A 22,741-nucleotide genomic window follows, 5' to 3' on the forward strand; every position below is an offset into this window, starting at 1 on the left:
TCAATTCTTCAAACCTGATTTCCAACTGTTCAAACCTTGAAAGGAAAGAAGCATGAAAAACTTTCTCCAGGCCATCGGCCAATCGACTCGCGGCTTCATGCTCGATGAAGAGGGCGCACAGGTCGTCGAGTACGCGTTGATCATCGCGGTCGTCTCTATCGCGTTGGTCGTTGCATTGAGGGCGCTCACCACGGGGGCCACCTTCACGAACTTCATCGCTCGCGTCAACACCTGCCTGAATGGGCCGGGACCCTGCGCATAAGCGGTGCGAGGCAAGGGGAGTGGGGCCGGTCCTCCGGCCCGCTCGCACCCTCCTTCATCGGCTTCCAAGCACTCTCCCTCTACGAATCGAGGTCATCACCATGTTCAAGACATTCCTGAAAGACGAAAGCGGCGCCCAGGTCGTGGAGTACGCGCTGATCATCGCTGTCGTCTCCATTGCACTGGTCCTGGCACTGCAGCTGCTCGGGAGCGGGGCCCCCTTCACGAACTTCATCGGTCGCCTCAATACCTGCCTGAACGGGCCGGGGCCCTGCGTGTAAGTGGCGACCGGAAAACGAGTGGGTCGAGGCGTCCTGCCCATTCGTCCCGTCCTTCATCCGCTTCCACGTGAGTCTTTCTCCAATTTACGTATCAAGGCCATCACCATGATCAAGACATTTCTGGAAGATGAAGACGGTGCCCAGGTGGTGGAGTACGCGCTGGTCATTGCAGTGGTATCGATCCTGCTGATGATCGCGCTGCAGCCGCTGGTGACGGAAGCCGGCTTCACTGATCTCGTTGATCTTGTACGCACTTGCTTCGGCGGCGTGGATTGCGGCTGAAGCGCAGGGCTCTTTTCCAATCGTCACCATTGCACAGGAGCCGATCATGCTAGCCCGCATCTCCGGCCGCCGTCAGCGCGGCGCAATGATCATCACGACTGCGATGGTCCTGCTGTTCCTCCTCGGATTCATGGGCATTGCGCTCGACTTCGGCCACCTGTTCGTCGTCAGGACCGAGCTGCAGACTGCGGTCGACAGTTGCGCGCTGGCCGCCGCGCGCGAGCTGGACAAGCAGGGCACCGCAATAACGCGGGCCCAGAGCGCAGGCCAGACCGTCGGCAACGCCAACCGGGTCGACATGCAGTCCGGCACCTGGGGCGGGCAGGGGCAGTTAACCCTCGCCGACATCACATTTCGCGACGCTTCCTATGCGCCTACGACCAACCCCGCGGTGGCCACCTATGCGCAGTGCGTGCACACGCAGCCCAATATCGTCATCTGGCTCATGAAGGCCATGGTGGCCTTCTCCGGAAATGCGGCCGCCTATCCGTCGACCCGCAGTGTCGCGGCCAGTGCGGTGGCCACCCGTGCCAGTGCACAAACCACCTGTCCGATCCCCGTCGCGCTGAAGCCGAAGGCCGGAGGCGTTGCGCCGAACTACGGGCTCAACGTGGGCGACTGGGTGAAGCTGATCCAGGCGCAGAACGCATCGGCCGGCGGAGAGATCGGCTGGGCCAATCTCGACGGCAGCAACAGTGCTTCGGAAACCGCATCCGAACTGAACAACCACTGCGGAACGAAGGTGGGCGACAAGCTCGGCACCCCCGGGGTGCAGACCTCGGTGGTCGATGTCTGGAACCAGCGCTTCGGCATCTACAAGAACAGCGGCGATCCGAGCGTGCAGCGGCCCGACTACACGGGCTACGCCTATACCTCGGTGAACTGGCCTGCACAGTTCAATGCCTACGACGGCCCGGCCCCTACATCGCCGGCGAGCGCCAAGAACTTCGTGACCAAGCGGGCGGCTTTCGCGTCCTGCGGCGACACCACAAAGAAATTGAAGGACTGCGAAGACATCACCGGGCTGAAGCTCAACAGCTTCAAAGACCTGGCCGCACCGGGCAACGTTGCCGGAGGCCACAAGCAATACGGTTTCGACCGCCGCATTGTCACAGTGCCAGTGGTCGATGGCGGCGGGCGCGTGATCGACTATGCCTGCATGCTGATGCTGCAGCCGTTGACCATTCCGATGGGCGACGCATGGCTGGAGTTTCGCGGCAATGCCGGCGCGGCCGGCAGCCCCTGCACAACGAGCGGACTCGCCGGTGGCACGGCAGGGCCCCTGGTACCTGTTCTGGTGAGGTGAAGCGAATGAAAAAAACTTCGAACCACAGGCAGCGCGGCGCTGCGCTGATCGAGCTGGCACTCATCACGCCGCTCCTGCTGCTGCTCACCTTCATCACGACCGAATTCGGCCGCGCGATGTACGAATACAACCTGGTCGTCAAGTCGACACGCGACGCGGTTCGCTACCTCTCGGTGCAGACGCCGGGCACCCGCATCACCGAGGCGCGCAACCTGATGGTGTACGGCAACACCGCCGGCACCGGCACGCCGCTTGCGCGCGGCCTGAGCCTTTCGAACGTGCCCGTGGGCACCTGCTGCACCTGGCAGGAAACGGGGGCGAACCCGCTCATCACCACGGTGACGGTGCGCATCAGCAGCTACAGCTTCCACTCGCTCTTTCCGTCGGTGATGGGCGTGGTGTTTGCCAATGCGAACGGCAACATCGTCTTCAGCGACATCACCGCCACCATGAGGGCGCCATCATGAGAAATCGCACATCCGGGGCGACCACCGTGGAGTTTGCGCTCGGCCTGCTCATCTTTCTCATGCTGCTGCTGGGCATCGTGGACTTCGCGCGCATGCTGTTCACGTGGAGCATGGCCAGCGAGGCCACGCGTGCCGGCGCGCGCTACGCAGTGGTGTGCGACGACACCGCCCAGCAGGCGCTGGTGCTGGCCCGCATGCAGGCCTTGCTGCCGCAGATCACCGCGGTGAGCGTGGCCTGGACGCCGGCCAGCTGCACGGCCGCCACCTGCCAGGGTGTCACGGTGGGCATTACCGGCCTCAATTACCAATGGATCTCGCCCATCGTCGGGGCGGCCGCGCCGCTGATCCCCATGCCGAGTTTTTCTACCTTCCTGCCGCGCGAAGTGATGCGCAAGGACCCCCACAGCCCGACCATCTGCTCGTAGAGACGAAACGGAACCCGCCATGAAGATCTCCATCATCTCCCCCAATCCCGGCCACCTGCAGGACATGCGCAAGGTGCTCGAGGCCCGCTCACACGTGGTCTCGCCGTTCGAAGGCGGCAAGAGCCGCATGCAATGGGTGGTCGAGCGATCGGCGCCCGAGCTCCTGCTGGTGGACGGCATGTGCTGCGACCCTCATGAGCTGGCGATGGTGGAGCAGCTCACCATGCGCCATCCGGCGATTTCAGTGGTGTTGATGTGCGCCATGCAGACGCCCGAGTTCCTGATTCTGGCCATGCGTTCTGGCGTCCGCGAGGTGCTGCCTTCGCCGCCCGATCCCGCGGCCCTCGAAGCGGCCGTGGAGCGCATTGCGCTCAAGATGGCCGGCACCCAGGCACGCGAGCCGGGGCAGGTCGTGGCATTCATGCCGTGCAAGGGCGGCAGCGGTGCCACCTTTCTTGCGACCAACATCGGGCATCAGCTGTCCATGCGGCGTTCGGTGCTGCTGATCGACCTGAACCTGCAGTTCGGCGATGCCCTTTCCTACGTGTGCGACCTTCGGCCCACCTGCACTGTGGCCGACGTGGCACGCGATATCGGCCGGCTCGATGCCTCCTTGCTTGCTGCAAGTGCGGTGACGGTGGCGCCTGGCCTCAGCATTCTTGCCGCGCCCGAGGACCTTTCCCGCGCCCTGGAAGTCAAGGCCGAGCATATCGATGCCATCCTGCAGGTGGCGGTGGCGCAGTACGACTTCGTGCTGTTCGACCTGGGCCTTCGCATCGATCCGCTCGCCATTCGCGTGATGGACCGCGCGGACCGCATCTTTCCGGTGCTCCAGCCCAGCCTGCCGCACATCCGCAACGTGACGCGCCTCATGCAGATGTTCAAGTCGCTCGGCTACCCGGCAGGCAAGGTCGAACTGCTGGTCAACCGCAGCGCCGGTGGCACGGAGATCGGCCTGTCCGACATGCGTCGTTCGCTCGGCGGGGCCACGCTGGTCAGCGTGCCCGACGGCGGCAAGGACGTGGACGCCTCGATCAACCGGGGCGTACCGATCGCGGAGATGTCGCGCGGCAGCGCACTCAGCAAGCGGCTGGTGGAAATCGCCCAGGCGCTCAGTCCGCGCCAGAAGGAAGCGCCGGGCTTCATCGGCCGGCTTTTCCGCCGTGCATGACGTCCGCATTGCGCGCGGGCGAATCTTCTCCCTCCAACAGCAAGGCAGGTCCACATGTCATTCAGAGAACAGCTCAATGCGATCGAAGCCGAGCCGGTCGCGCGCCCTACGGTCCTGCCCGTGGCCGATGCCGCACTTTCGTCCTTCGCCTCGGATTCCTACAAGCTCCTGAAGGAGCGAATGCACCTGAGGCTGCTGGACCGTTTCGACCTGGCGGTGCTCGAAACCCTCAAGCCCGAGGTGCTGCGCCACGAAATCTCCACCATGGTCACACGGCTGCTCCAGGAAGAGCCCGAAGCGCTGAACGACATCGAACGGCGCACGCTGATCCGCGACATCCAGCACGAGATGCTCGGCTTCGGGCCCATCGAGCTGCTGATGGCCGACCCCACCGTGTCGGACATCCTGGTCAACTCGCACGACCAGATCTATGTCGAGCGCAGGGGCCGGCTGGAACTGACCGACGTGAGCTTCACCGACGAGAAGCATCTTCTGCGCATCATCGACAAGATCGTTTCACTGGTGGGGCGGCGCATCGACGAATCGAGCCCCATGGTCGATGCCCGGCTGCCGGACGGATCGCGCGTCAACGCGGTGGTGGCGCCAGTGGCGCTGGACGGCCCGATGATGTCGATTCGCCGCTTTGCAAAGATCCCGCTGAAGATGGAAAACCTGGTGGACGACCTCAAGACGCTCACGCCGCAGATGGGGCTGATGCTCGAAGGCCTGGCCAGCGCAAAGATCAACATGCTGATCTCTGGCGGCACCGGCGCCGGCAAGACGACGCTGCTGAACATTCTCTCGGGCTTCATTCCCTCCACCGAACGCATCATCACCATCGAGGACGCGGCCGAGCTCCAGTTGCAGCAGCCGCACGTCGCCCGCATGGAAACCCGGCCGATGAACATCGAAGGCAAGGGCGAGATCACGCAGCGCGCGCTGGTGCGCAATGCGCTGCGCATGCGGCCCGACCGCATCGTCATTGGCGAGGTTCGCGGCGCAGAGGCGGTCGACATGCTGCAGGCCATGAACACCGGCCACGAAGGCTCGCTGACCACCATCCACGCCAACAGCCCGCGCGATGCGCTGGCGCGGCTGGAGAACATGATCAGCATGGCCAATCTCAACCTTCCACATCATTCCGTGCGCCAGCAGATCGCATCGGCCATCACGGTGGTGATCCAGGTCTTGCGCCTGGTCGACGGGCGGCGCAAGGTCACCAGCATCCAGGAGATCACCGGCATGGAAGGCGAGGTGGTCACCATGCAGGAGATCTTCGCGTTCCGCCAGACCGGCATGGGCCCCGACGGCCGCGTGCGCGGCTACTTCCACGCCACGGGCGTGCGGCCGAAATTCGTCGAGCGCCTGCACTCCTATGGCGTGGTGCTGCCCGACACCATGTTCGATCCCGACAAGCATTACGAATAAGGAGGCCCCATGTTCCAGAACCTGGTTGGCGACACGCTCATTACCCTGTTCGTGCTGGTCTTCGTGACGGTGCTGCTGGTGATCGAAGGCCTGTACATGCTCTGGCGCGCGTACCGAGGCCCAGAGGCGCAGAAGATCGGTAAACGGCTGCAGGCGCTGTCGGCTGCCACCGACCGCATTGCGCAGGCGCGGCTCGTGAAAGACCGCGTGCTCAGCGACGCGCCGTGGATGCAGCGCGTTCTGCTGAAGCTTCCGCGGGCCCACCGCCTGGACCGCTTCATTCTCCAATCCGGGCTGAAGTGGACGGTGTCCCACGTGCTGCTGGCCTGCGCACTGTCCGGCATGGTCGTTTTCATGGTGATGATGTCGTTCGCAAACCAGCCCGCATGGATTGCCATGCTGGTGGCCGTAGCCGGCGCGGCGGTGCCGCTGCTCTATCTGAATCACCGGCGCAGCCGCCGCTTGGCGCACCTCGAAAGGCAGCTGCCGGACGCGCTCGACCTGGTGACGCGCGCACTGCGCGCGGGCCATTCGTTCGCGAGCAGCGTGCAGATGATCGGCGAGGAAATGTCCGACCCCATTGCTGGCGAGTTCCGCATGGTGTCCGACGAGGTCGGCTTCGGCGTTTCGCTGCAGCAGGCGCTCACGAACATGAGCGAGCGCGTGCCGCTCACCGAACTGCGCTACTTCGTGGTTTCGGTGCTGATCCAGCGCGACTCCGGCGGCAACTTGACCGAGGTGCTCGGCAATTTGAGCAAGCTCATCCGCGACCGCCTCAAGCTGCTGGCGCGGGTGCGGGTGCTGTCGTCGGAAGGGCGCCTGTCGGCCTGGATTCTGGGACTGATGCCCTTTGCACTCGCGGTGCTCATGAACACCTTCAATCCGGAGTTCATGTCGCCGCTGTGGACCGATCCGATCGGCATCACGGTCGTCAAGTACATGCTGGGCCTGATGGTGATCGGCGTGCTGATCCTGCGCAAGATCGTGAAGATCCGTGTCTGAAGGAGAAAATGCCATGTTGCTTCCTATCCTCGTCTTTGTTGCCGTGTCCCTGGCCGTCGGCGGATTCGCCGTCTGGATGCTGCCCACGCGCACCGAACAGCGCCTTCGGGCGGTGGCTCCTTCATCGGGCAAATCGGCCTGGACCGAGACTGCCGTCAAGCTCGTCGGCCCCTTCGCCCAGCTTTCCTCGCCCACGGGCGAGGGTGAAACATCGCCCCTGCGCCTGAAGTTCTTGAAAGCGGGTATTCGCCACCCGGACGCGAGCCTCTTCTATTTCGGCCTGAAGACGCTGCTACCGCTTGGCTTTGCGGGTCTGGCCTTTGTGGCGGTACGCGCTGCAGGCGCGGACGACGGAGTCACCACTTTGTTGTGGCTGGCGGTGGTGGCATTGCTCGGCTGCTACCTGCCAAACATCGTGCTGCGCTTGATGGTCAGGGAGCGCCAGCGCGAGATCTTCGAGAGCTTTCCCGATGCCGCCGACCTGATGCTGGTGTGCGTCGAGGCGGGCCTGGGGCTCGATGCCGCGCTGGTCAAGGTGACCGAGGAGATCCGCGTCAAGAGCGAGGCCCTGGCGCAGGAGCTGCACTGGACCAATCTCGAGATGCGCGCAGGCGGCACGCGCGAGAAATCGCTGCACAACCTTGCGCTTCGCACCGGCGTGGAAGAAATCGGTACCTTTGCGACCATGCTGACCCAGGCCGACCGCTTCGGCACCAGCATCGGCGAGTCGCTGCGCGTGTTCTCGGACGACCTGCGCCACAAGCGGCAGGTTCGCGCGGAAGAGCTTGCCGCGAAGGTTCCGACCAAGATGCTGCTGCCGCTGGTGCTGTGCATCTTTCCGTGCATCTCAATGGTCATCCTGACGCCCGCCGCCATCCGTGTGATTCGCATCATCTCGCCGATGCTCAGCGGCGGCCTTTGAGGCCCGGCGCCCGAGCTCAGTGAGGCGCGGCGTCGAGCTGGTGCTTGATGGCGTAGATGTACAGCTCGAGCCGGTTTGCCACGCCCAGTTTCTGATAAATCGACGTGAGGTGATTGCGGAACGTGTGTTCGGTCACGAACAGGCGTGAAGCCAGCGTCTTGTTGGCGGCGCCGCTGCCCTGGACGACCGCCTGGATGACCTGCCGCTCCTTCTGCGTCAGGCTGGCCAGCTTGGCAGCCTCGGGGTCGGCCTTCACGGGCTTCTTCGGCGCTGTCAGTTCGGAGAAGACACGGCTCATGGCCTGCGGGTCGACGCACAGCTCGCCCTTGTGCACGCGCTCGATCGCATCGAGCACCTGCTCCGCGGAAGCGTCCTTGCGCAGCACACCCCTTGCGCCGCGCAGCACGGCAAGATCCAGCGTCTGCTGGCTGCGCTCGCCGGTAAGGATGAGCGCACGCGACACCTCGTTCGACAGCAGCATCGGGAGGATGTCCAGCGCTGACTGGCCAGCCAGGTCCAGGTCCAGCACGATCACGTCGGGCGTGAGTTGCCCGGTTCGCTCCAGCGCGTCTTCGCAGCAGTCGGCCGTGGCAACGACCTTCATGCGCGGCTGCTCGCCGTCGATCAGCCTCGACAGTCCCCAGAGCATGGTCTGGTGGTCGTCCACGAGCATGACGCCGATGGGCTGGGTGGTAGTGGGTTGCATGGTTGCACCTCTTCCTTCTTCATCAGATGGGTATTTCGACCAGAACGGCCGTGGCGCCGCCCGCGCCCTGGCTGACTTGCGCGCGGCCGCCCAGGGCCGCCGCGCGTTCGCTGATGGAGCGGGGCCGGAAGTTCGCGAACTCCGTGCCGCAGCTCTCGTTTTCGATCCGGATGTGCAGCTTGCCGTTCGTGCAGCCGATGCGGATGCAGCCGCGATGGGCGTGCGTGTGCTTGCAGATGTTGTTCAGCCCCTCGCGCACCAGCTGAAGCACTTCGGCCGTCATCCGGTCGTCCAGGTGGACGTCGTTTTCGAGCAGGATTGCAATGTCGATCCCGTAGAGCGTCTTGATGCGGGCGGCCTGCCGGTGCAGGTGCGGAAGAATGAACTCGCAGTGCGCGTCGCCGCCGTGCTTGACGGCGCCGGCATAGCGCCGCAGGTCGGTCACCACGCTCTCGGCCATGCCGGCCAGCTTTTCCAGGTCGTCGATCAGCGGGTTGTCGGCAGCCGCCTTCTTGCGCAAGGCGCTCAGCCCCAGCTTCAGGCCGATATAGGGCTGGATCGCCGTGTCGTGCAGATCCAGCGAGAGCTTCAGCCGCTCCTTCGAAGCCGCCTCCGAAGCCATCCGGTCCAGCACCTCGATCGTTTCGATCACGGGAAAGACGTGCCCCATGATGTGCGCCAGGAAGAGCGCGTCGGACTTGCGGAACTGCCCGTCGCGCGACGACACAAAGACCCGGCCCTCGCCCAGCCGCATCGGCAGCGGCGCGCTCATGAAGGAGCGGGCCTCCAGCATTGCGGCAACGGCCGAACTGCGGCGCGCTCCGTGTTCGTCCAGCGCAAGCCAGCGGTGGTTGCGCTGCTCGCAGGCATGGCCCTCGGCCCGAAGCCAGTTCAGCGGCCAGGGGCGGCGGTTGTTCAGCACGATGCGTTCGCCGGACAGCGCCACAAGCGGTGAGTCCGTGATGCGGTTGATCGTCTCGACGCTCACGGCCTCCGCCGCATCGCCTTCCTTGAGCGCGCGCATGACCCAGACGCCGGTTTCAGAATTTCGCATCAGCAGGATGCAGTGGCTCGCCTTGAAGAAATCGAGCGTTCTTTCCATCGTGCAGGCAATCGTGCGGTTCACGCCGAACCGGGGATTCGACAGCCGGCTTACCTGGCCCAGCAGGGAGAGGCGCCGCCGCAGTTCGACCTTCGATCCGCCCCAGTGGCCGATCATGTGCCCCAGCGCCAGCAGGAACGTGGTGCGCATGAGCAGCTGCGGCGTGTAGGTGTCGGTGCCCGTGGCCAGGCTGCAGGCGGCGAACGATGCGACGGACGCCATCGTCACCCTGGCTCCTTCTTCATAGCCCCAGCGGAACGACGAGGTGAGGATGACGAAGAAGTAGAAGAGAAAGTACAGGCTCGGAAGACCGCCTGTTACGAAAATGAGCACCGTGAACCACAGCACGTCGAACCAGTGGATGGCCTTGCCGCGAAAGTAGCGCTGGCCTGTGCGCGTGCAGATGTAAACGCCGCCGCTATAAAGTAGGTAGCTGGCGAATGCCAGCCAGGTGGGGCTGCTGATGTGCTCCTGGGCCTCGCCTGCGTCAACCGCAACCGCCAGCAGGGCGGAGATCGAGAGCACCAGTCTCATCCTTGCAACCATGACCGCGTCGGCGGTAAGGTTGAAGTCGGTCCCGCAGTCCGGGTCGAAGGAGGTGACTGGCACGGCGTTGTTCCAGTGTGCTGAGCAATCTCATGCTCCGCCGTTGTGTCCGAAGGCCCGCCAGCATTGGCGTTCCGGAGAATCGAGTACTGGGCCCGCGCTGTTCACGTTTGATACCAAAGGTGTAATGTGAAGATTTCACCTTACTACTTTGGTAGTCAAATGCAATACTTTGTTTCTATGGTTACGCGTGTAATATTGTTACCAAATGAAAATTTTTGCTTATTTCGTGACTTCAGCCGGTGACTGAGGCTGGAGGGCGAAGCGGCAAAAGCACGCGATCAACGCCAGGCAAGAAAAAAGGGCTCGAAAAAATTCGAGCCCTTTCTGTATGGGTGTTGTTGGTGGAGAGGATGAGGATCGAACTCACGACCTCCGCATTGCGAACGCGGCGCTCTCCCAGCTGAGCTACCCCCCCAACGCAGGCGGATTTTAACCAGAACACCCCTGCAAGCGCATGCGGCAAACCCGGGATGCGCCAAGATGCGCGGTCTCCAAAAAAGAAGGAAGCAGGAACCGCATGGCCTCGTACGACCCCGCCTGGCTGGAAGGCATGTACAACAATCTCGCCCGGGTGAAAGACCACCCGGCGTACTTCAAGCGATGGGCGGGCGATTCCGCTGCCGCGCGCGAAGCGCTTGCCGGCAGGATCGACGTGCCCTACGGCCAGGGCGTCAACGAAACGCTCGACATCTTTCCCGCCCCCGTGCCCGGTGCGCCGGTGCTGGTGTTCATTCACGGCGGCTACTGGCGCGCGATGGACAAGCGCGACCATTCCTTCATTGCGCCCGCATTCAACGACCGCGGCGTGTGCGTGGTCATGCCCAATTACGCGCTGTGCCCCGGAACGGCGGAGCAGCCCGTGACCGTGCCGGGCATCCTCATGCAGATGGTGCGGGCGCTCGAGTGGACATGGCGCAACGCCGCGAGCTTCGGCGCGGACCCGTCGCGCATCACCGTGGCCGGGCATTCGGCCGGCGGCCACATGGCGGCCGCGCTGCTGGCCTGCAACTGGAAGGCAGTTGCGCCCGATCTTCCGGCGCAACTGGTGCGCAACGCGTTGTCGATCTCGGGCCTCTACGACCTTCGGCCGCTGCAGCGCACGCCGTTCCTCGCGAACGTGCTCAAGCTCAGCGATGCGGACGCGTTGCGCGCCAGCCCGGCGCTGTGGCCGGCACCGGCGCGCGGCCAGCTGCACGCGGTGGTGGGTGGCGATGAAAGCGAGGAGTTCCTGCGCCACAACGCGCTGATTCGCGAGGCATGGGGCCGCAACACCGTGCCTGTGTGCGAAACGCTGCCGGGCCTGAACCACTTCAGCGTCGTCGATGCATTGGCGGACCCGGCCCACGCGCTGCACCGCCAAGCGGTGCAACTCCTGGAGGCTTGACCGCCCGGCCCGGCAGGGCGCCTACATCAGCAGGTGCTCGCCCGCGTTGTCGCCGCCCAGCGTGACGTAGTTGACCTTGCGGATGTCCATCAGCGCGCGGCCGCCGGCGTAGCTGATGGAGCTCTGCACGTCCTGCTCCATCTCGACCAGCGTGTCGGCCAGCTTGCCTTTGATCGGCTCGAGGATGCGCTTGCCCTCGACGTGCTTGTACTCGCCCTTGTTGAAGTCGCTGGCCGAGCCGTAGTACTCCTTGAAGAGCACGCCGTCGACCTCGACCGTCTTGCCCGGCGATTCTTCGTGGCCCGCGAACAGCGAGCCGATCATCACCATCGATGCGCCGAAGCGCACGCTCTTGGCAATGTCGCCGTGGTCGCGAATGCCGCCGTCCGCAATGATCGGCTTGGTCGCCACGCGTGCGCACCACTTGAGCGCGCTGAGCTGCCAGCCACCCGTGCCGAACCCCGTCTTGAGCTTGGTGATGCAGACCTTGCCCGGGCCGATGCCGACCTTGGTGGCGTCGGCACCCCAGTTCTCCAGATCGATCACCGCTTCGGGCGTGCCCACATTGCCCGCGATCACGAAGGAGCCCGGCAGTTTCTGCTTCAGGTAGCCGATCATGTTCTTCACGCTGTCGGCGTGGCCGTGCGCAATGTCGATCGTGATGTATTCGGGCACTAGGCCCTCGGCCGCCAACTGGTCGACCGTGTCGTAGTCGGGCTTCTTCACACCGAGCGAGATCGAAGCGAACACGCCTTGGCCCTGCATTTCCTTGACGAACTTCACGTTGTCCAGGTCGAAGCGGTGCATCACGTAGAAGTAGCCGTTCTGCGCGAGCCAGAGGCAGATCGACTCGTCGACCACCGTCTTCATGTTGGCCGGCACCACCGGCAGGCGGAAGCTGCGCGCGCCCAGCGTCACGCTGGTATCGCACTCCGATCGGCTTTCCACGCGGCATTTGCGCGGCAGCAGCAGGATGTTGTCGTAATCGAAAATTTGCATGACCAGGCTCCTGAAAAGGAATCGTTGAAACGAACGAATGAGCGCTTGGTCCGGCCGGTCTCCGTGGCGTTCCGAAAAGAAAACGCCCACAAAAAACCGGACGCAAGAAACTTGGGCCCGGTGATTGATTTTACGCAGGGTGGTGAAGGGAGGTCTTCCAGTTCTTCATATAACCCGCATACGAGTTGGTTTCTACAATCGACGGATGTTGTTTAACGAACCTGCGGCTGATGCCAACCCCCTGGAACTGCCGTTGTTGCAGAACCTGAACCCGGAGCAGCGCGCCGCGGTCACCCTTCCCGCGGGCAATGCCCTCATTCTTGCCGGTGCCGGCTCGGGCAAGACCCGGGTGCTGACCACCCGCATCGCCTGGCTGCTGCAGACCGGCCAGGTTTCCGCCGGCGGCATCCTTGCCGTGACCTTCACCAACAAGGCCGCCAAGGAGATGATGACGCGGCTCACGGCCATGCTGCCCGTGAATGTGCGGGGCATGTGGATCGGCACTTTCCACGGCCTGTGCAACCGCCTCTTGCGCGCGCACTGGAAGCTGGCCAACCTGCCTTCCACCTTTCAGATTCTCGACACGCAAGACCAGCTTTCGGCCATCAAGCGGCTGATGAAGCAGTTCAACGTGGACGACGAGCGTTTTCCGGCCAAGCAGACGCAGTGGTTCATCGCGGGCGCCAAGGAAGACGGGCTGCGCCCGCGCGACGTGGAGATCCGCAGCGACGACGATCGCAAGAAGGTCGAGCTGTACCAGCTCTACGAAGAACAGTGCCAACGCGAAGGCGTGGTCGATTTCGGGGAGCTCATGCTGCGCAGCTACGAACTGCTGCGCGACAACGACCCGGTGCGCGAGCACTACCAACGCCGCTTTCGCCACATCCTGATCGACGAGTTCCAGGATACCAATCGGCTTCAGTACGCGTGGATCAAGATGCTCTCGGGCAACACGGTGGCGGGCCAGTTCACGCCGGGCCAGAACAGCGTGATTGCCGTGGGCGACGACGACCAGAGCATCTATGCCTTTCGCGGCGCGCGCGTGGGCAACATGGCCGACTTTGTGCGCGAGTTCGATGTGCAGCACCAGATCAAGCTGGAGCAGAACTACCGCAGCTACAGCAACATTCTCGATTCGGCCAACGAGCTCATCAGCCACAACAAGAAGCGCCTGGGCAAGAACCTGCGCACTGACCAGGGCCCGGGCGAGCCGGTGCGCGTGTATGAATCGCCCACCGACCTGGCCGAGGCGCAGTGGATGGTCGAGGAAATGCGCCAGCTCGTGCGCGACGGCTTCGACCGCAAGGAAATGGCCGTGCTCTACCGCAGCAATGCGCAGAGCCGGGTGATCGAAACGGCGCTCTTCAACGCCTCGGTGCCGTACCGCGTGTACGGCGGCCTGCGCTTCTTCGAGCGGGCCGAAATCAAGCACGCGCTGGCCTATTTGCGGCTGCTCGAGAACAAGGACGACGACACCAGCTTCCTGCGCGTGGTCAACTTTCCGCCGCGCGGCATCGGCGCGCGCACGCTCGAGCAGCTGCAGGACGCGGCGCGAACGGCGGGGCGCTCGCTGCACGATGCGGTGCATGCCGTGGGCGGCAAGGCGGGCTCGAACCTCACGGCCTTTGTGGCCAAGATCGACGTGCTGCGCGAGCAGACGCAGGGCGTCAGCCTGCGCGAGATCATCGAGCTGGTGCTCGACCACAGCGGACTTGTCGAACACTACAAGGCCGACCGCGAAGGCGCCGACCGCATCGAGAATCTGGAAGAACTGGTGAACGCGGCCGAAAGCTTCGTCACGCAGGAAGGCTTCGGCCGAGATGCGGTGGCACTGCCCGTCGACGAGTTGCGGCAGTCGCCCGCCAGCCAGGGCATCGACCTGACCCGCCCCGTGGTCGACGAGCCGCTCGCGCCCGACGCCGAAACCGGCGAAACGCTGAGCCCGCTGGCCGCGTTCCTCACGCATGCGGCGCTCGAATCGGGCGACAACCAGGCGCAGGCCGGGCAGGACGCCGTGCAGCTGATGACCGTTCACGCGGCCAAGGGGCTGGAGTTCGACTGCGTGTTCATCACCGGCATGGAAGAGGGCCTGTTCCCGCACGAAAACTCCATGAGCGACTTCGAAAGCCTCGAGGAAGAGCGCCGCCTGATGTACGTGGCCATCACCCGCGCGCGCAAGCGCCTGTACTTGAGCCACTCGCAAACCCGCATGCTCCACGGCCAGACGCGCTACAACGTGAAGAGCCGCTTCTTCGAAGAGCTGCCCGAAGGCGCGCTCAAGTGGCTCACGCCCAAGAACCAGGCGTTCACGCCATCGGCATTCGGCTACGGCGGCGGCTATGCGAGCACCCGCGGCGGTGGCGGCAGCTACAGCAGCGGCAGCAGCTACGGCGGCAACAAGGACACGTTCGCAAGCCCGCCGGTGCCGCCGCAGAAAACAGCACCCTCGCACGGCCTGCGGTCGGGCATGCAGGTGTTCCACAACAAGTTCGGCGAAGGCACGGTGCTGTCGCTCGAAGGCACGGGCGACGACGCGCGGGCACAGGTCAAGTTCACGCGGCATGGCGTGAAGTGGCTCGCGCTGTCGGTGGCCAAGCTCACGCCGGTGTAAGCGCCGCCAGGTTTGCTATTAAACAAATAGCTGACCTTGCAATAGCCACGGGCGTTTGCGGCGGTTTCTAGCGAAGCAATCGCCGTACACTCCATGCTCGCCAAAACAAGGGGAGCTGAGGATGTGGTTCATTGGCATGATTGCCGGCCTTTTCATAGGGGCCTTGGCCGAGTCGGTTCCAGCTGCGCTGATATTGGCGGTTGTCGGCGCGTTCGCATTGCCGAAAATCGTCGGCAAGAAGAGCACCGCCGAGCCTGAGCGCACTGAGGCCGAGCGCGCGCAGCCTGCCGGCATTGCCTCGGCGTCCGGCACCGCCGCATCGACTGCCCCCGCAGGCGGCATGCTGAAGCTGCAGCAGCGCGTGACCGAGCTCGAACAGCGCGTGAGCATGCTCGAGCGGCGGCTCACGCAGGGCGCTGGCGAGGCGGCGCCTGCCGATGAACAACCCATAGCGGAAGCAGTTGCTCCCGCGACGCTGGTGGCGCAGCCGGCTTCCCAAGCCGCGCCGGCCGAGCCGATCACGCCTGCCACGCCGAACCCGATCGCGCGGCCTGCCCAGGCGGCCGCAGCCGCAGCCGCCGCAGCGCGTGCCTCGATGCCGGCCACGTCGCCCGCGGCCGCCGAGCCAATCCCTGCACCGGCACCAGTCAAGCCGCCGGTTGCCGTGCCAGCGCCGCGGCGCCTGCCACCACCACCGCCTCCGCCCGCAATTCCGCTGCGCGACCGCTTGCCCGCACCCATCGCCAACCTGATCTTCGGCGGCAACATGCTGGTGAAGCTCGGCGTGCTCATCCTGTTTCTGGGGCTCGCCTTCTTGCTGCGCTACACGGCCGAGCGCGTGACGGTGCCTGTCGAACTGCGCTATGCGGCCGTCGCGCTGGTGGGCGCGGGCCTGCTCGCCCTGGGCTGGTTCCTGCGCCGCAAGCGCGCCAGCTATGCGTTGATCCTGCAAGGCGCGGGCATCGGCGTCTTCTATCTCACCACGCTCGCGGCCATGAAGGTGCACGAGCTGCTGCCACCGACCGCCGGCTTCGCCTTCCTGTTCGGCGTGGCGGCGCTCAGCGCGGTGCTGGCGGTGCTGCAGAACGCACCGGTGCTGGCCATTGTTGCGGCGCTCGAGGGCTTTGCGGCGCCGGTGCTTGCCTCCACGGGGCAGAACCGGCCCGTGGGGCTCTTCACCTACCTGCTGGTGCTCGACGTCGGCATCGTGCTGATCGCCTGGTTCAAGGCCTGGCGGGTGCTGAACCTGATCGGTTTTGTCGGCACCTTCACGCTGGCCGCGGGCTGGGCGCACAAATACTACACAGACGACCAGTACGGCATCGTGCAGCCCTTCCTGCTGGTGTTCTTCCTGATGTTCGTCGCGGTGGGCCTGCTGTTCGCGCGCCGTACGCTGTTCGACGCACCCGTGCAGCCCGCACAGCCCCTGGCCACCCGCGCGCTCGACACGCTGCGCCGCGCGGGGCGCGTCGACAGCTCGCTGGTGTTCGGCACGCCGATGGTCGCGTTCGGCATGCAGTACCTGCTCATGCAGCCGTGGGAATACGGCGCCGCCTTCTCGGCCATGGCGATCTCGGCCTTCTACCTGGTGCTGGGCCGGCTGGTGTTTGCCACGCAGCCCAAGGGCCTGGCGCTGCTTGCGGAGGCCTACGCCATCGTGGGCGTGATCTTCGGCACGCTGGCCATTCCGCTCGGCCTCGAGGGCCGGTGGACGGGCGCAGCCTGGGCCGTCGAAGCGGCCGGCATGTACTGGCTGGGCGCGCGGCAGGGGCGCGTGTATGCGCGGGCGTTCTCGTTCCTGGTGTTCGCCGGTGCGGTGTGGAAGCTGCTCGAAGCCACGCAACTCGATGCGGCGCCGGGGCATCCGCTGCTGCAGGGCTCGGTGATCGGGCCGATGCTGGTGGCAGTGAGTGCGTTCGCGATGTGGGCCATTCATCGGCGTGCCAAGCTCGACGAGGGCAACGGCTGGGAAGCGCTGGTGGGCACCGCCTTGCCGTGGCTCGGCATGGGCGCGCTCACCCTGCTGCTGTGGCAGTGGTTCACGCCGCCATGGGCTGCTGCTGCAACGGCCTTGCTCGCTTCCGCCGCCTTTGCGGTGGCGGTGCGCTTCAAGCTGCGGCCGCTGTCTTTCGTGACCTACGGCATGCAGGCGCTGGCGGTGGCCGGCTTCATCGCCACCCTGCATCGCGCGGCCGACGTGCGCGGCAGCGCCGACCAGGTGCTCGCAAGCGGCTGGCAAGGCGCGGTGGCGGCAAGCCTCATTGCGCTCAGCCTGCTCGGCAGCGCCGCATGGTCGATGCTGCAGGCGCACCGCGCCGCATTGGCACGCGGCATCCAGCCGGTGTGGTCGATCGGCAATGCCGTCGCGGTGATCGCCGGCGTAGGCCTGCTGCATCTTGCGATGCTGTTCCAGGTGAGCCTGGCGCAGGCCGCTCTGCTGTGGCCGCTCACGGCCACGGTCGTCCTTTGGGTGGCGCTACGCATTGCGCACAAGCCGCTCGCCGCGTTGGCCGGTGTGCTGCAGGTCGTCTCGGCGCTGCTGTACGTCTTCGGGCAGATCTGGACCTTCCACGGCAATACCCCGCTCGCGGCCTTCGCGCACCTGGGCTTCTGGACACCGGTGGTGCTGGGGCTCGCGGCCTTGCTGGCCGGCGCGTGGATGAGCGACGAGGCATGGCGGCGCGCCACCGAAGGCACCACCACCGCCAAGCGCACGCGCTGGATCAACGACTGGTGCGCCAACCCGGCCGCGCTGTGGGCACCGGTGATCTGGGGGCTGGGCTGGTGGCTTTTCGGCTGGTTTGCCGAAACCGCCGCGGTGCTGCAGCGCAACGCCATGGCCGGCCATGTGGCCGCGGCTGCTCTCGCCATCGTGCTCGTCACCTCGGCCCTGTCGGCCGTGGTGGCGCACCGGCGCGGCTGGCCGCAACTGGGCCGCGCGACGCTGGCCACGTTGCCGGGCTTCGCGCTGATTGCCGCCTACGGTGTTGCCTTGGCTGCGCCGCTGGTCTACGTGCCTTCGAGCGCGCTGGGCTGGGTGGCCTGGCCGCTGGCGCTGCTGTGGCACCTGCGGCTGCTGCATGCGCAAAAACGCTGGCTTGCTCCGGCGGCGCTTGCGCCTTTCCACGTGGCGGGTTTCTGGTTCTTCCTGCTGCTGGCGGCGCGCGAGTGCCAATGGCAGCTGGGGCGCATCGGCGCGGAGTGGTCTAGCTGGCAGCTGCTGGGCTGGGCCGTGGTGCCCGCGGTTGCGTTGTGGCTGCTGCGCTCCCGCGCGCTGCTGCAACGCTGGCCGCTGGCCGATTACCGCGCCGCATACCTCGAGGTTGCGGCAATGCCGGTGGCGGCTTACCTGCTCGCATGGGTGTGGGTGACCAACGGCACGAGCCCGGGCAATGCCGCGCCTCTGCCCTATGTGCCGCTGCTGAATCCGCTGGAACTGGCGCAGTGGCTGGTGCTGTTTGCGCTGGTGCTCTGGTGGCGCGCCTTGCCGCAAGGGTCGTTCGCGCGCGTGCAGCCGATGGTGGCCAAGGGCGTGCTCGGCGTTACCGGCCTGGCGCTGCTGACCGGCGCGGTGCTTCGCAGTTGTCATCACTATGCGGGCGTCGAATGGCGCTTCGATGCGCTCTATGCATCGTGGCTCACGCAGGCGGCGCTTTCGATCACCTGGGCGATCTGCGGCGTGATCGCGATGGTGCTCGGCCACTCGCGCGGCGTGCGCACGCTGTGGGTCGGCGGCGCCGCGCTGCTGGGCGTTGTGGTGCTGAAATTGTTCTTTGTCGAGCTGGCGGACAGGGGCGGCTTGTTCCGCATCGTGTCATTCATCGCGGTGGGTGCATTGCTGCTGCTTGTAGGTTATTTCGCCCCGGTGCCGCCGAAGAAAAACGAAATGGAGAAAGATGTGTTGGCCGAAGGAGGTGCAGCATGAAGACAAGTGCGAAGCCCTCGCGCCATGTGGTGCGAATTGGTCTGGCCGTGGCGTTGGCAATGGCCGGGTTCGGTGCTGCCTGGGCGCAGCCTCCCGCCACAGCGCCCATTGCCTTGCAAGGCAGCGGGCCGTACTACCGGCTCGCGCTGCCGCTCGGCATTCATGCCCACGCCGCATACGGCGATCTGCGCGACCTGCGGGTGCGCAATGCAGCCGGCAACGCGGTGCCCTACGCATGGCTGCGCAACGAGGCGGCGGAGCCTCGGCTGGCATCCAAAGAGGTGCCTATCTTCGCGCTGCCCGCAAGCGCCGCCGATGCGTCTGAAGACGCGTCGTTGAGCTTCAAGGTGCGTCCCGACGGCTCCCTGGCGCTCGCCCGCAAGCCGGCGCGCAAGCAAGACGACGCCGCGCAATGGCTCATCGATGCGAGCCAACTCAAGGGCAGCCTGCTGCAGGCGCGCTTCGAAATGGCGCCCGAGGCGCGCGGCCTGTTCGCATTCAGGCTCGAGGCCAGCGACGACCTGCGGAACTGGCGGCCGCTCGGTAGCGAAGAGCAGCTGGTGCGGCTGGCCCACGGCGGCCAGACCATCGAGCGACTGGCGGTCGACCTGGACAACGTGCAGGCGCGTTTCCTGCGGCTGCGCTGGAGCGACCCGAAGAACGGCGCGCCGCTGACCAGCGTGGCGATCGACAGCGTGCAAGAGGTCGAACCCGTCGCGCCGCTCGAATGGTCGGGCGCGCTGAGGCCGGAGCGCTGCGGCGCCGACCATTGCGACTACCCGCTGCCGCGCGGCGTTCCGGTCGAAAGCGTGCGCATCGACCTGGCCGACGTCAACACGCTGGCGCAGGTCGGGATTTCAGGCTTGCCTGCTGCCGTTCCGTCGGTTGCCTCCGAGCCGCCGCGCGTGCCGCGCAACCCGCTGTACGCCTTGCGGCACCAGCAGCGCCGGCCGCCTTCGTCTTCTTCGGGCACGCAGGGCGAAGTGCCGCTGCTCGACACCGTGGTGTATCGCCTCGCGCAAGCGGGCGGCGAAGCGCGCTCGCCGCTGCTGGCGCTCGACGGCACGAGCTATTCGCACCTGCGGCTTCGCACCTCGGGCCCGGTGAGCCTGCTGGGCGCAACGCCCCCGACGATTTCGGTGGCCGGCACGCCGCGTACGCTGGTGTTCCTGGCGCAAGGCGCCGCGCCGTTCTCGCTCACGTGGAGTACGGCGCCCGAAAAGAACGCGGTGCAGGGCAGCGCGCCGGGCGCGGCCCTGGCGCTGGCCACGCTCGTGCCGGGCTACAACCCGAACAAGCCCGTGTCGGCAGACCAGGCCACCGTCGCATTGCCGCCTCCGCTGGTGGCGGCTGTCGATGCCGTGGTGGCAGCAACGGCGCAGTTGCCGGTGCCCACGCAGCCGGATCCCTCGCGCAAGTGGTGGCTGTGGGGAGCGCTAGGCGTCGGCTTCCTGCTGCTGGCCGGCATGGCGTGGTCGCTTTTCGCCAGCCTGCGCAAGGACCGGACCCCGGCCGGTTGATGAAGACTCCGGCCCGCGGGCCGGGAGCTCGCTTCAGTTCGGGTCGAAGCTGTCGCGGAAGGTGAACCAGGTCGAGCTCATCGACATGGCTGCGAGCACCAGGGCCGAGCCCACGATCAGCACATTGCCGATGGCCGCGGCGGCGCCGCCTCCGCCCACCGAACCGACACCGATCAGCACCGTGGCAACCAGGCCCATGCCGATGCCCGCCAGCAGGAACACGCCGAGCCATGCAAGGCCGAACAGCGCATAGGCGCCAAAGTTGCGAAACACCGCCACCACGCTGAAGAAGATGCTCTTCACCGGCTCCACGCGATGCCAGTGCACGAGCGCGGGCGCATGCCACATGGCCAGCGACAGCGGCAGGTTCAGGCACATCAGGAACATGCGCGCCACCTGGAAGTCGCTGCTCGCCATGATCTCGGGCGTCAGCGCTTCGTCGAGCAGGTAGGCCTTGGCCAGCTGGCCGCCGTCGATGAACGACGTCAGCAGCACCGCGAACACGAAGTACACCGCGGAGATCACGCCCAGCTTGACCAGCGAGCGCCACTCGGTGCGCATGGCGGCAATCACCGCAACGAACATGGCGGAGCCGGTAGGGCGCTGCGCGTGGCCGGCGGTGCCGATGCCCTCGGCGTTGTCGGTGTAGGCGATCGACGTGGCGACCATCAGCCCCAGCGTCATGAAGGGCAGCAGCACCGGCGCCAGCACGCTGCCGAGCAGCGGCAGCAGCGACACCGTCGAGATCAGCGCCATCAGCAGGAAGAACAGCGAAATGAAGGCGAGCGGCTGCCGCCAGAAGGTCTTGAGTCCGAGGCGGACCCACGTAGCGCCGGTTCGCGCCGGCACGAGGTTGAGTTTCATTTTTAAGAGTCAGGCGGCCAGCGGCTCGAGCGACTGCGCCATGGCATGCGGATGGGAGGCGCGCCCGCGCAGCACGCGCTCGAAGTGCGCCGGATCGTGCGGCTTCAGCATGCTGGCCTCGCGCGGAAGATGAAAGTCCCAGAGCCGAGAAATCCAGAAGCGCAGCGCCGCGGCGCGCAGCATGGCCGGCAGCAGGGCGCGCTCGGAGGCATTCAGCGGGCGCACGGTTTCGTAGGCGGACAGCAGCGAGTCCGCGCGTTCGGCGTCGTGTTCGCCGGTAGGCAGGTCGATGGCCCAGTCGTTCAGGCACACGGCCAGGTCGAACAGCCAGGTGTCGGTGCCCGCAAAGTAGAAGTCGAACACGCCGGTCAGGCGCGGCGCCGCGGCGGCGTCTTCGCCGGTTGCGAACATCACGTTGTCGCGGAACATGTCGGCATGCACCGGTCCGCGCGGCAGTGCGGCATAGGCCGATGTTTCGGCCACATGGTTCTGGTAGGCCAGTTCGGCGCGCAGCAGCGCGGCTTGCGACTCGTCGATGTAGGGCAGCACCACCGGAACGGTCTCGTTCCACCACGCCAGGCCGCGCAGGTTCGGCTGGATGCGCGGAAAGTCGCGCGCGGCCAGGTGCATGCGCGCCAGCATTTCGCCCAGCTGGGCGCAATGCGCGGTGCCCGGCGCCAGTTCGCTGCGGCCCGAGAGCCGTTGCACCAGCGCGGCCGGCTTGCCCGTCACCTTGAGCAGCAGTTCGCAAGGGGCATTCGCCGCAATCGTCAGCGCATGGCCCGACGGCGGCGCGATGGCCGGGTCGGCCACGGGCTCCGGCACCGGCAGGCCGCGGCCCGCCAGGTGCTTCATGAGACACAGGTAGTAGGGGAGCTGCTCGGCGCTGAGGCGCTCGAACAGCGTGAGCACGAACTCGCCGGTTTCGGTGGTGGCGAAGTAGTTGGTGTTCTCGATGCCGCCCTCGATGCCGCGCAGCTCGCGCAGCGGGCCCAGGCCCAGGCGTTGCACGAGCGCGTCTGCCTCGCCGAATTCGACTTCGGTAAAAACTGCCATGGCGGTGCTCAGCGTCGCGCTGACGATTGAACGCGCAGCACGGTCAGAACTTCATCACGTTCCAGACGCGCGGGCCGTTGCCGTTCGAGTCGGCCGAGCCCGGGCGTGCGCTGCCTGCGTCGTTGGGCAGCACTTCATAGCCGGGCACGTTGGCCTTGGGCTTCACGTTGATGCTCTGCGTGCGGCCGCCATAGCGGACTTCGTCGACCGAAGCGCCACTGTCTTCGGTGTGGATGTGCTCGACCTTCTGGTTGCGTCGGCCGTCGGGTTGCTCCTGATTTTGTAGCGGCTCGGCCGGTGCAGGCGCCCGGCCGGGTGCGGACTGCGCCTGAGCGGCGGCAAAAGGAGCGGCGAAGGCCAGCGCCAGCAGAATGCGGCGGGCGACCAGGAGTGTGGGGCTAGGCATGCAAGGATTGTAGG

General features: G+C 65.8%; 20 protein-coding genes and 1 tRNA gene. 14 read left to right on the forward strand and 7 right to left on the reverse strand.

The window, feature by feature from the left end:
- The first annotated feature begins 52 nt into the window (after positions 1-52).
- The 10 genes from GOQ09_RS07805 to GOQ09_RS07850 all read left to right on the forward strand — a co-directional run bounded on the left by GOQ09_RS07805 (position 53) and on the right by GOQ09_RS07850 (position 7,545).
- The gene (locus GOQ09_RS07805; protein WP_157612921.1) at positions 53-262 is read left to right on the forward strand and encodes a Flp family type IVb pilin; all 210 of its coding nucleotides are present in this window, start codon (positions 53-55) and stop codon (positions 260-262) included.
- A 100-nt stretch (positions 263-362) separates the two neighbouring features.
- Complete coding sequence (locus tag GOQ09_RS07810) at positions 363-542, forward strand: Flp family type IVb pilin (RefSeq protein ID WP_157612922.1); 180 nt, start codon at positions 363-365, stop codon at positions 540-542.
- Between the two features lie 105 nt (positions 543-647).
- Positions 648-824 (forward strand): Flp family type IVb pilin, encoded by a 177-nt coding sequence (locus GOQ09_RS07815; protein ID WP_157612923.1) that lies wholly within the window; start codon positions 648-650, stop codon positions 822-824.
- A gap of 46 nt (positions 825-870) precedes the next feature.
- Positions 871-2,130 (forward strand): pilus assembly protein TadG-related protein, encoded by a 1,260-nt coding sequence (locus tag GOQ09_RS07820; protein WP_157612924.1) that lies wholly within the window; start codon positions 871-873, stop codon positions 2,128-2,130.
- A gap of 5 nt (positions 2,131-2,135) precedes the next feature.
- Positions 2,136-2,597: a TadE/TadG family type IV pilus assembly protein gene (locus tag GOQ09_RS07825; RefSeq protein ID WP_157612925.1), complete on the forward strand. Its 462-nt coding sequence runs from the start codon at positions 2,136-2,138 to the stop codon at positions 2,595-2,597.
- Positions 2,594-3,022: a TadE/TadG family type IV pilus assembly protein gene (locus GOQ09_RS07830; RefSeq protein ID WP_157612926.1), complete on the forward strand. Its 429-nt coding sequence runs from the start codon at positions 2,594-2,596 to the stop codon at positions 3,020-3,022. Before GOQ09_RS07825 ends, GOQ09_RS07830 begins: the two co-directional genes overlap by 4 nt.
- Positions 3,023-3,041: 19 nt before the next feature.
- Positions 3,042-4,193, forward strand: coding sequence for an AAA family ATPase (locus GOQ09_RS07835; RefSeq protein WP_157612927.1), 1,152 nt, complete (start codon positions 3,042-3,044; stop codon positions 4,191-4,193).
- 54 nt (positions 4,194-4,247) lie between these two features.
- Positions 4,248-5,621 carry a CpaF family protein gene (locus GOQ09_RS07840; RefSeq protein ID WP_157612928.1) on the forward strand — a complete coding sequence of 458 codons (1,374 nt, stop codon included), beginning with the start codon at positions 4,248-4,250 and terminating at the stop codon, positions 5,619-5,621.
- Between the two features lie 9 nt (positions 5,622-5,630).
- Complete coding sequence (locus GOQ09_RS07845; RefSeq protein WP_157612929.1) at positions 5,631-6,623, forward strand: type II secretion system F family protein; 993 nt, start codon at positions 5,631-5,633, stop codon at positions 6,621-6,623.
- Positions 6,624-6,636: 13 nt separating this feature from the next.
- Positions 6,637-7,545 carry a type II secretion system F family protein gene (locus GOQ09_RS07850; protein WP_157612930.1) on the forward strand — a complete coding sequence of 303 codons (909 nt, stop codon included), beginning with the start codon at positions 6,637-6,639 and terminating at the stop codon, positions 7,543-7,545.
- Between the two features lie 16 nt (positions 7,546-7,561).
- Here GOQ09_RS07850 and GOQ09_RS07855 read toward each other — a convergent pair whose 3' ends face one another.
- The 3 genes from GOQ09_RS07855 to GOQ09_RS07865 all read right to left on the reverse strand — a co-directional run bounded on the left by GOQ09_RS07855 (position 7,562) and on the right by GOQ09_RS07865 (position 10,377).
- A complete protein-coding gene (locus GOQ09_RS07855) occupies positions 7,562-8,251 on the reverse strand; it encodes a response regulator (protein ID WP_157612931.1) in 690 nt (229 codons plus the stop codon).
- 22 nt (positions 8,252-8,273) lie between these two features.
- Positions 8,274-9,962 (reverse strand): sensor histidine kinase, encoded by a 1,689-nt coding sequence (locus tag GOQ09_RS07860; protein WP_157612932.1) that lies wholly within the window; start codon positions 9,960-9,962, stop codon positions 8,274-8,276.
- Between the two features lie 339 nt (positions 9,963-10,301).
- Positions 10,302-10,377, reverse strand: a tRNA-Ala gene (locus GOQ09_RS07865).
- Between the two features lie 102 nt (positions 10,378-10,479).
- Here GOQ09_RS07865 and GOQ09_RS07870 point away from each other — a divergent pair.
- Entirely contained in the window at positions 10,480-11,346 is an 867-nt protein-coding gene (locus tag GOQ09_RS07870) for an alpha/beta hydrolase (RefSeq protein WP_157612933.1), read from the forward strand.
- A 21-nt stretch (positions 11,347-11,367) separates the two neighbouring features.
- On the opposite strand, the gene GOQ09_RS07875 is transcribed toward GOQ09_RS07870, so the two are convergent.
- A complete protein-coding gene (locus tag GOQ09_RS07875) occupies positions 11,368-12,345 on the reverse strand; it encodes a GMP reductase (RefSeq protein ID WP_157612934.1) in 978 nt (325 codons plus the stop codon).
- 205 nt (positions 12,346-12,550) lie between these two features.
- Between GOQ09_RS07875 and GOQ09_RS07880 the strand changes: the two genes are divergently transcribed.
- From GOQ09_RS07880 to GOQ09_RS07890, 3 genes are all read left to right on the forward strand, one after another.
- Positions 12,551-14,956, forward strand: coding sequence for a UvrD-helicase domain-containing protein (locus tag GOQ09_RS07880; protein ID WP_157612935.1), 2,406 nt, complete (start codon positions 12,551-12,553; stop codon positions 14,954-14,956).
- 121 nt (positions 14,957-15,077) lie between these two features.
- The gene (locus tag GOQ09_RS07885) at positions 15,078-18,881 is read left to right on the forward strand and encodes a DUF2339 domain-containing protein (RefSeq protein WP_157612936.1); all 3,804 of its coding nucleotides are present in this window, start codon (positions 15,078-15,080) and stop codon (positions 18,879-18,881) included.
- A complete protein-coding gene (locus GOQ09_RS07890; RefSeq protein WP_157612937.1) occupies positions 18,878-20,401 on the forward strand; it encodes a DUF3999 domain-containing protein in 1,524 nt (507 codons plus the stop codon). The genes GOQ09_RS07885 and GOQ09_RS07890 overlap by 4 nt, the downstream gene beginning before the upstream one ends.
- A 33-nt stretch (positions 20,402-20,434) precedes the next feature.
- Here the strand turns inward: GOQ09_RS07890 and GOQ09_RS07895 are convergent, their stop codons facing one another.
- Genes GOQ09_RS07895 through GOQ09_RS07905 form a run of 3 tightly spaced genes read right to left on the reverse strand, consistent with a single transcriptional unit; the run spans position 20,435 to position 22,727 of the window.
- Complete coding sequence (locus GOQ09_RS07895) at positions 20,435-21,265, reverse strand: BPSS1780 family membrane protein (protein ID WP_157612938.1); 831 nt, start codon at positions 21,263-21,265, stop codon at positions 20,435-20,437.
- A gap of 9 nt (positions 21,266-21,274) precedes the next feature.
- The gene (locus GOQ09_RS07900; RefSeq protein WP_157612939.1) at positions 21,275-22,321 is read right to left on the reverse strand and encodes a homoserine kinase; all 1,047 of its coding nucleotides are present in this window, start codon (positions 22,319-22,321) and stop codon (positions 21,275-21,277) included.
- Between the two features lie 43 nt (positions 22,322-22,364).
- Complete coding sequence (locus tag GOQ09_RS07905; RefSeq protein ID WP_157612940.1) at positions 22,365-22,727, reverse strand: hypothetical protein; 363 nt, start codon at positions 22,725-22,727, stop codon at positions 22,365-22,367.
- Positions 22,728-22,741 lie beyond the last annotated feature (14 nt).

Origin of the sequence: Variovorax paradoxus (assembly GCF_009755665.1) — a bacterium.
Lineage (GTDB): Bacteria > Pseudomonadota > Gammaproteobacteria > Burkholderiales > Burkholderiaceae_C > Variovorax > Variovorax paradoxus_G.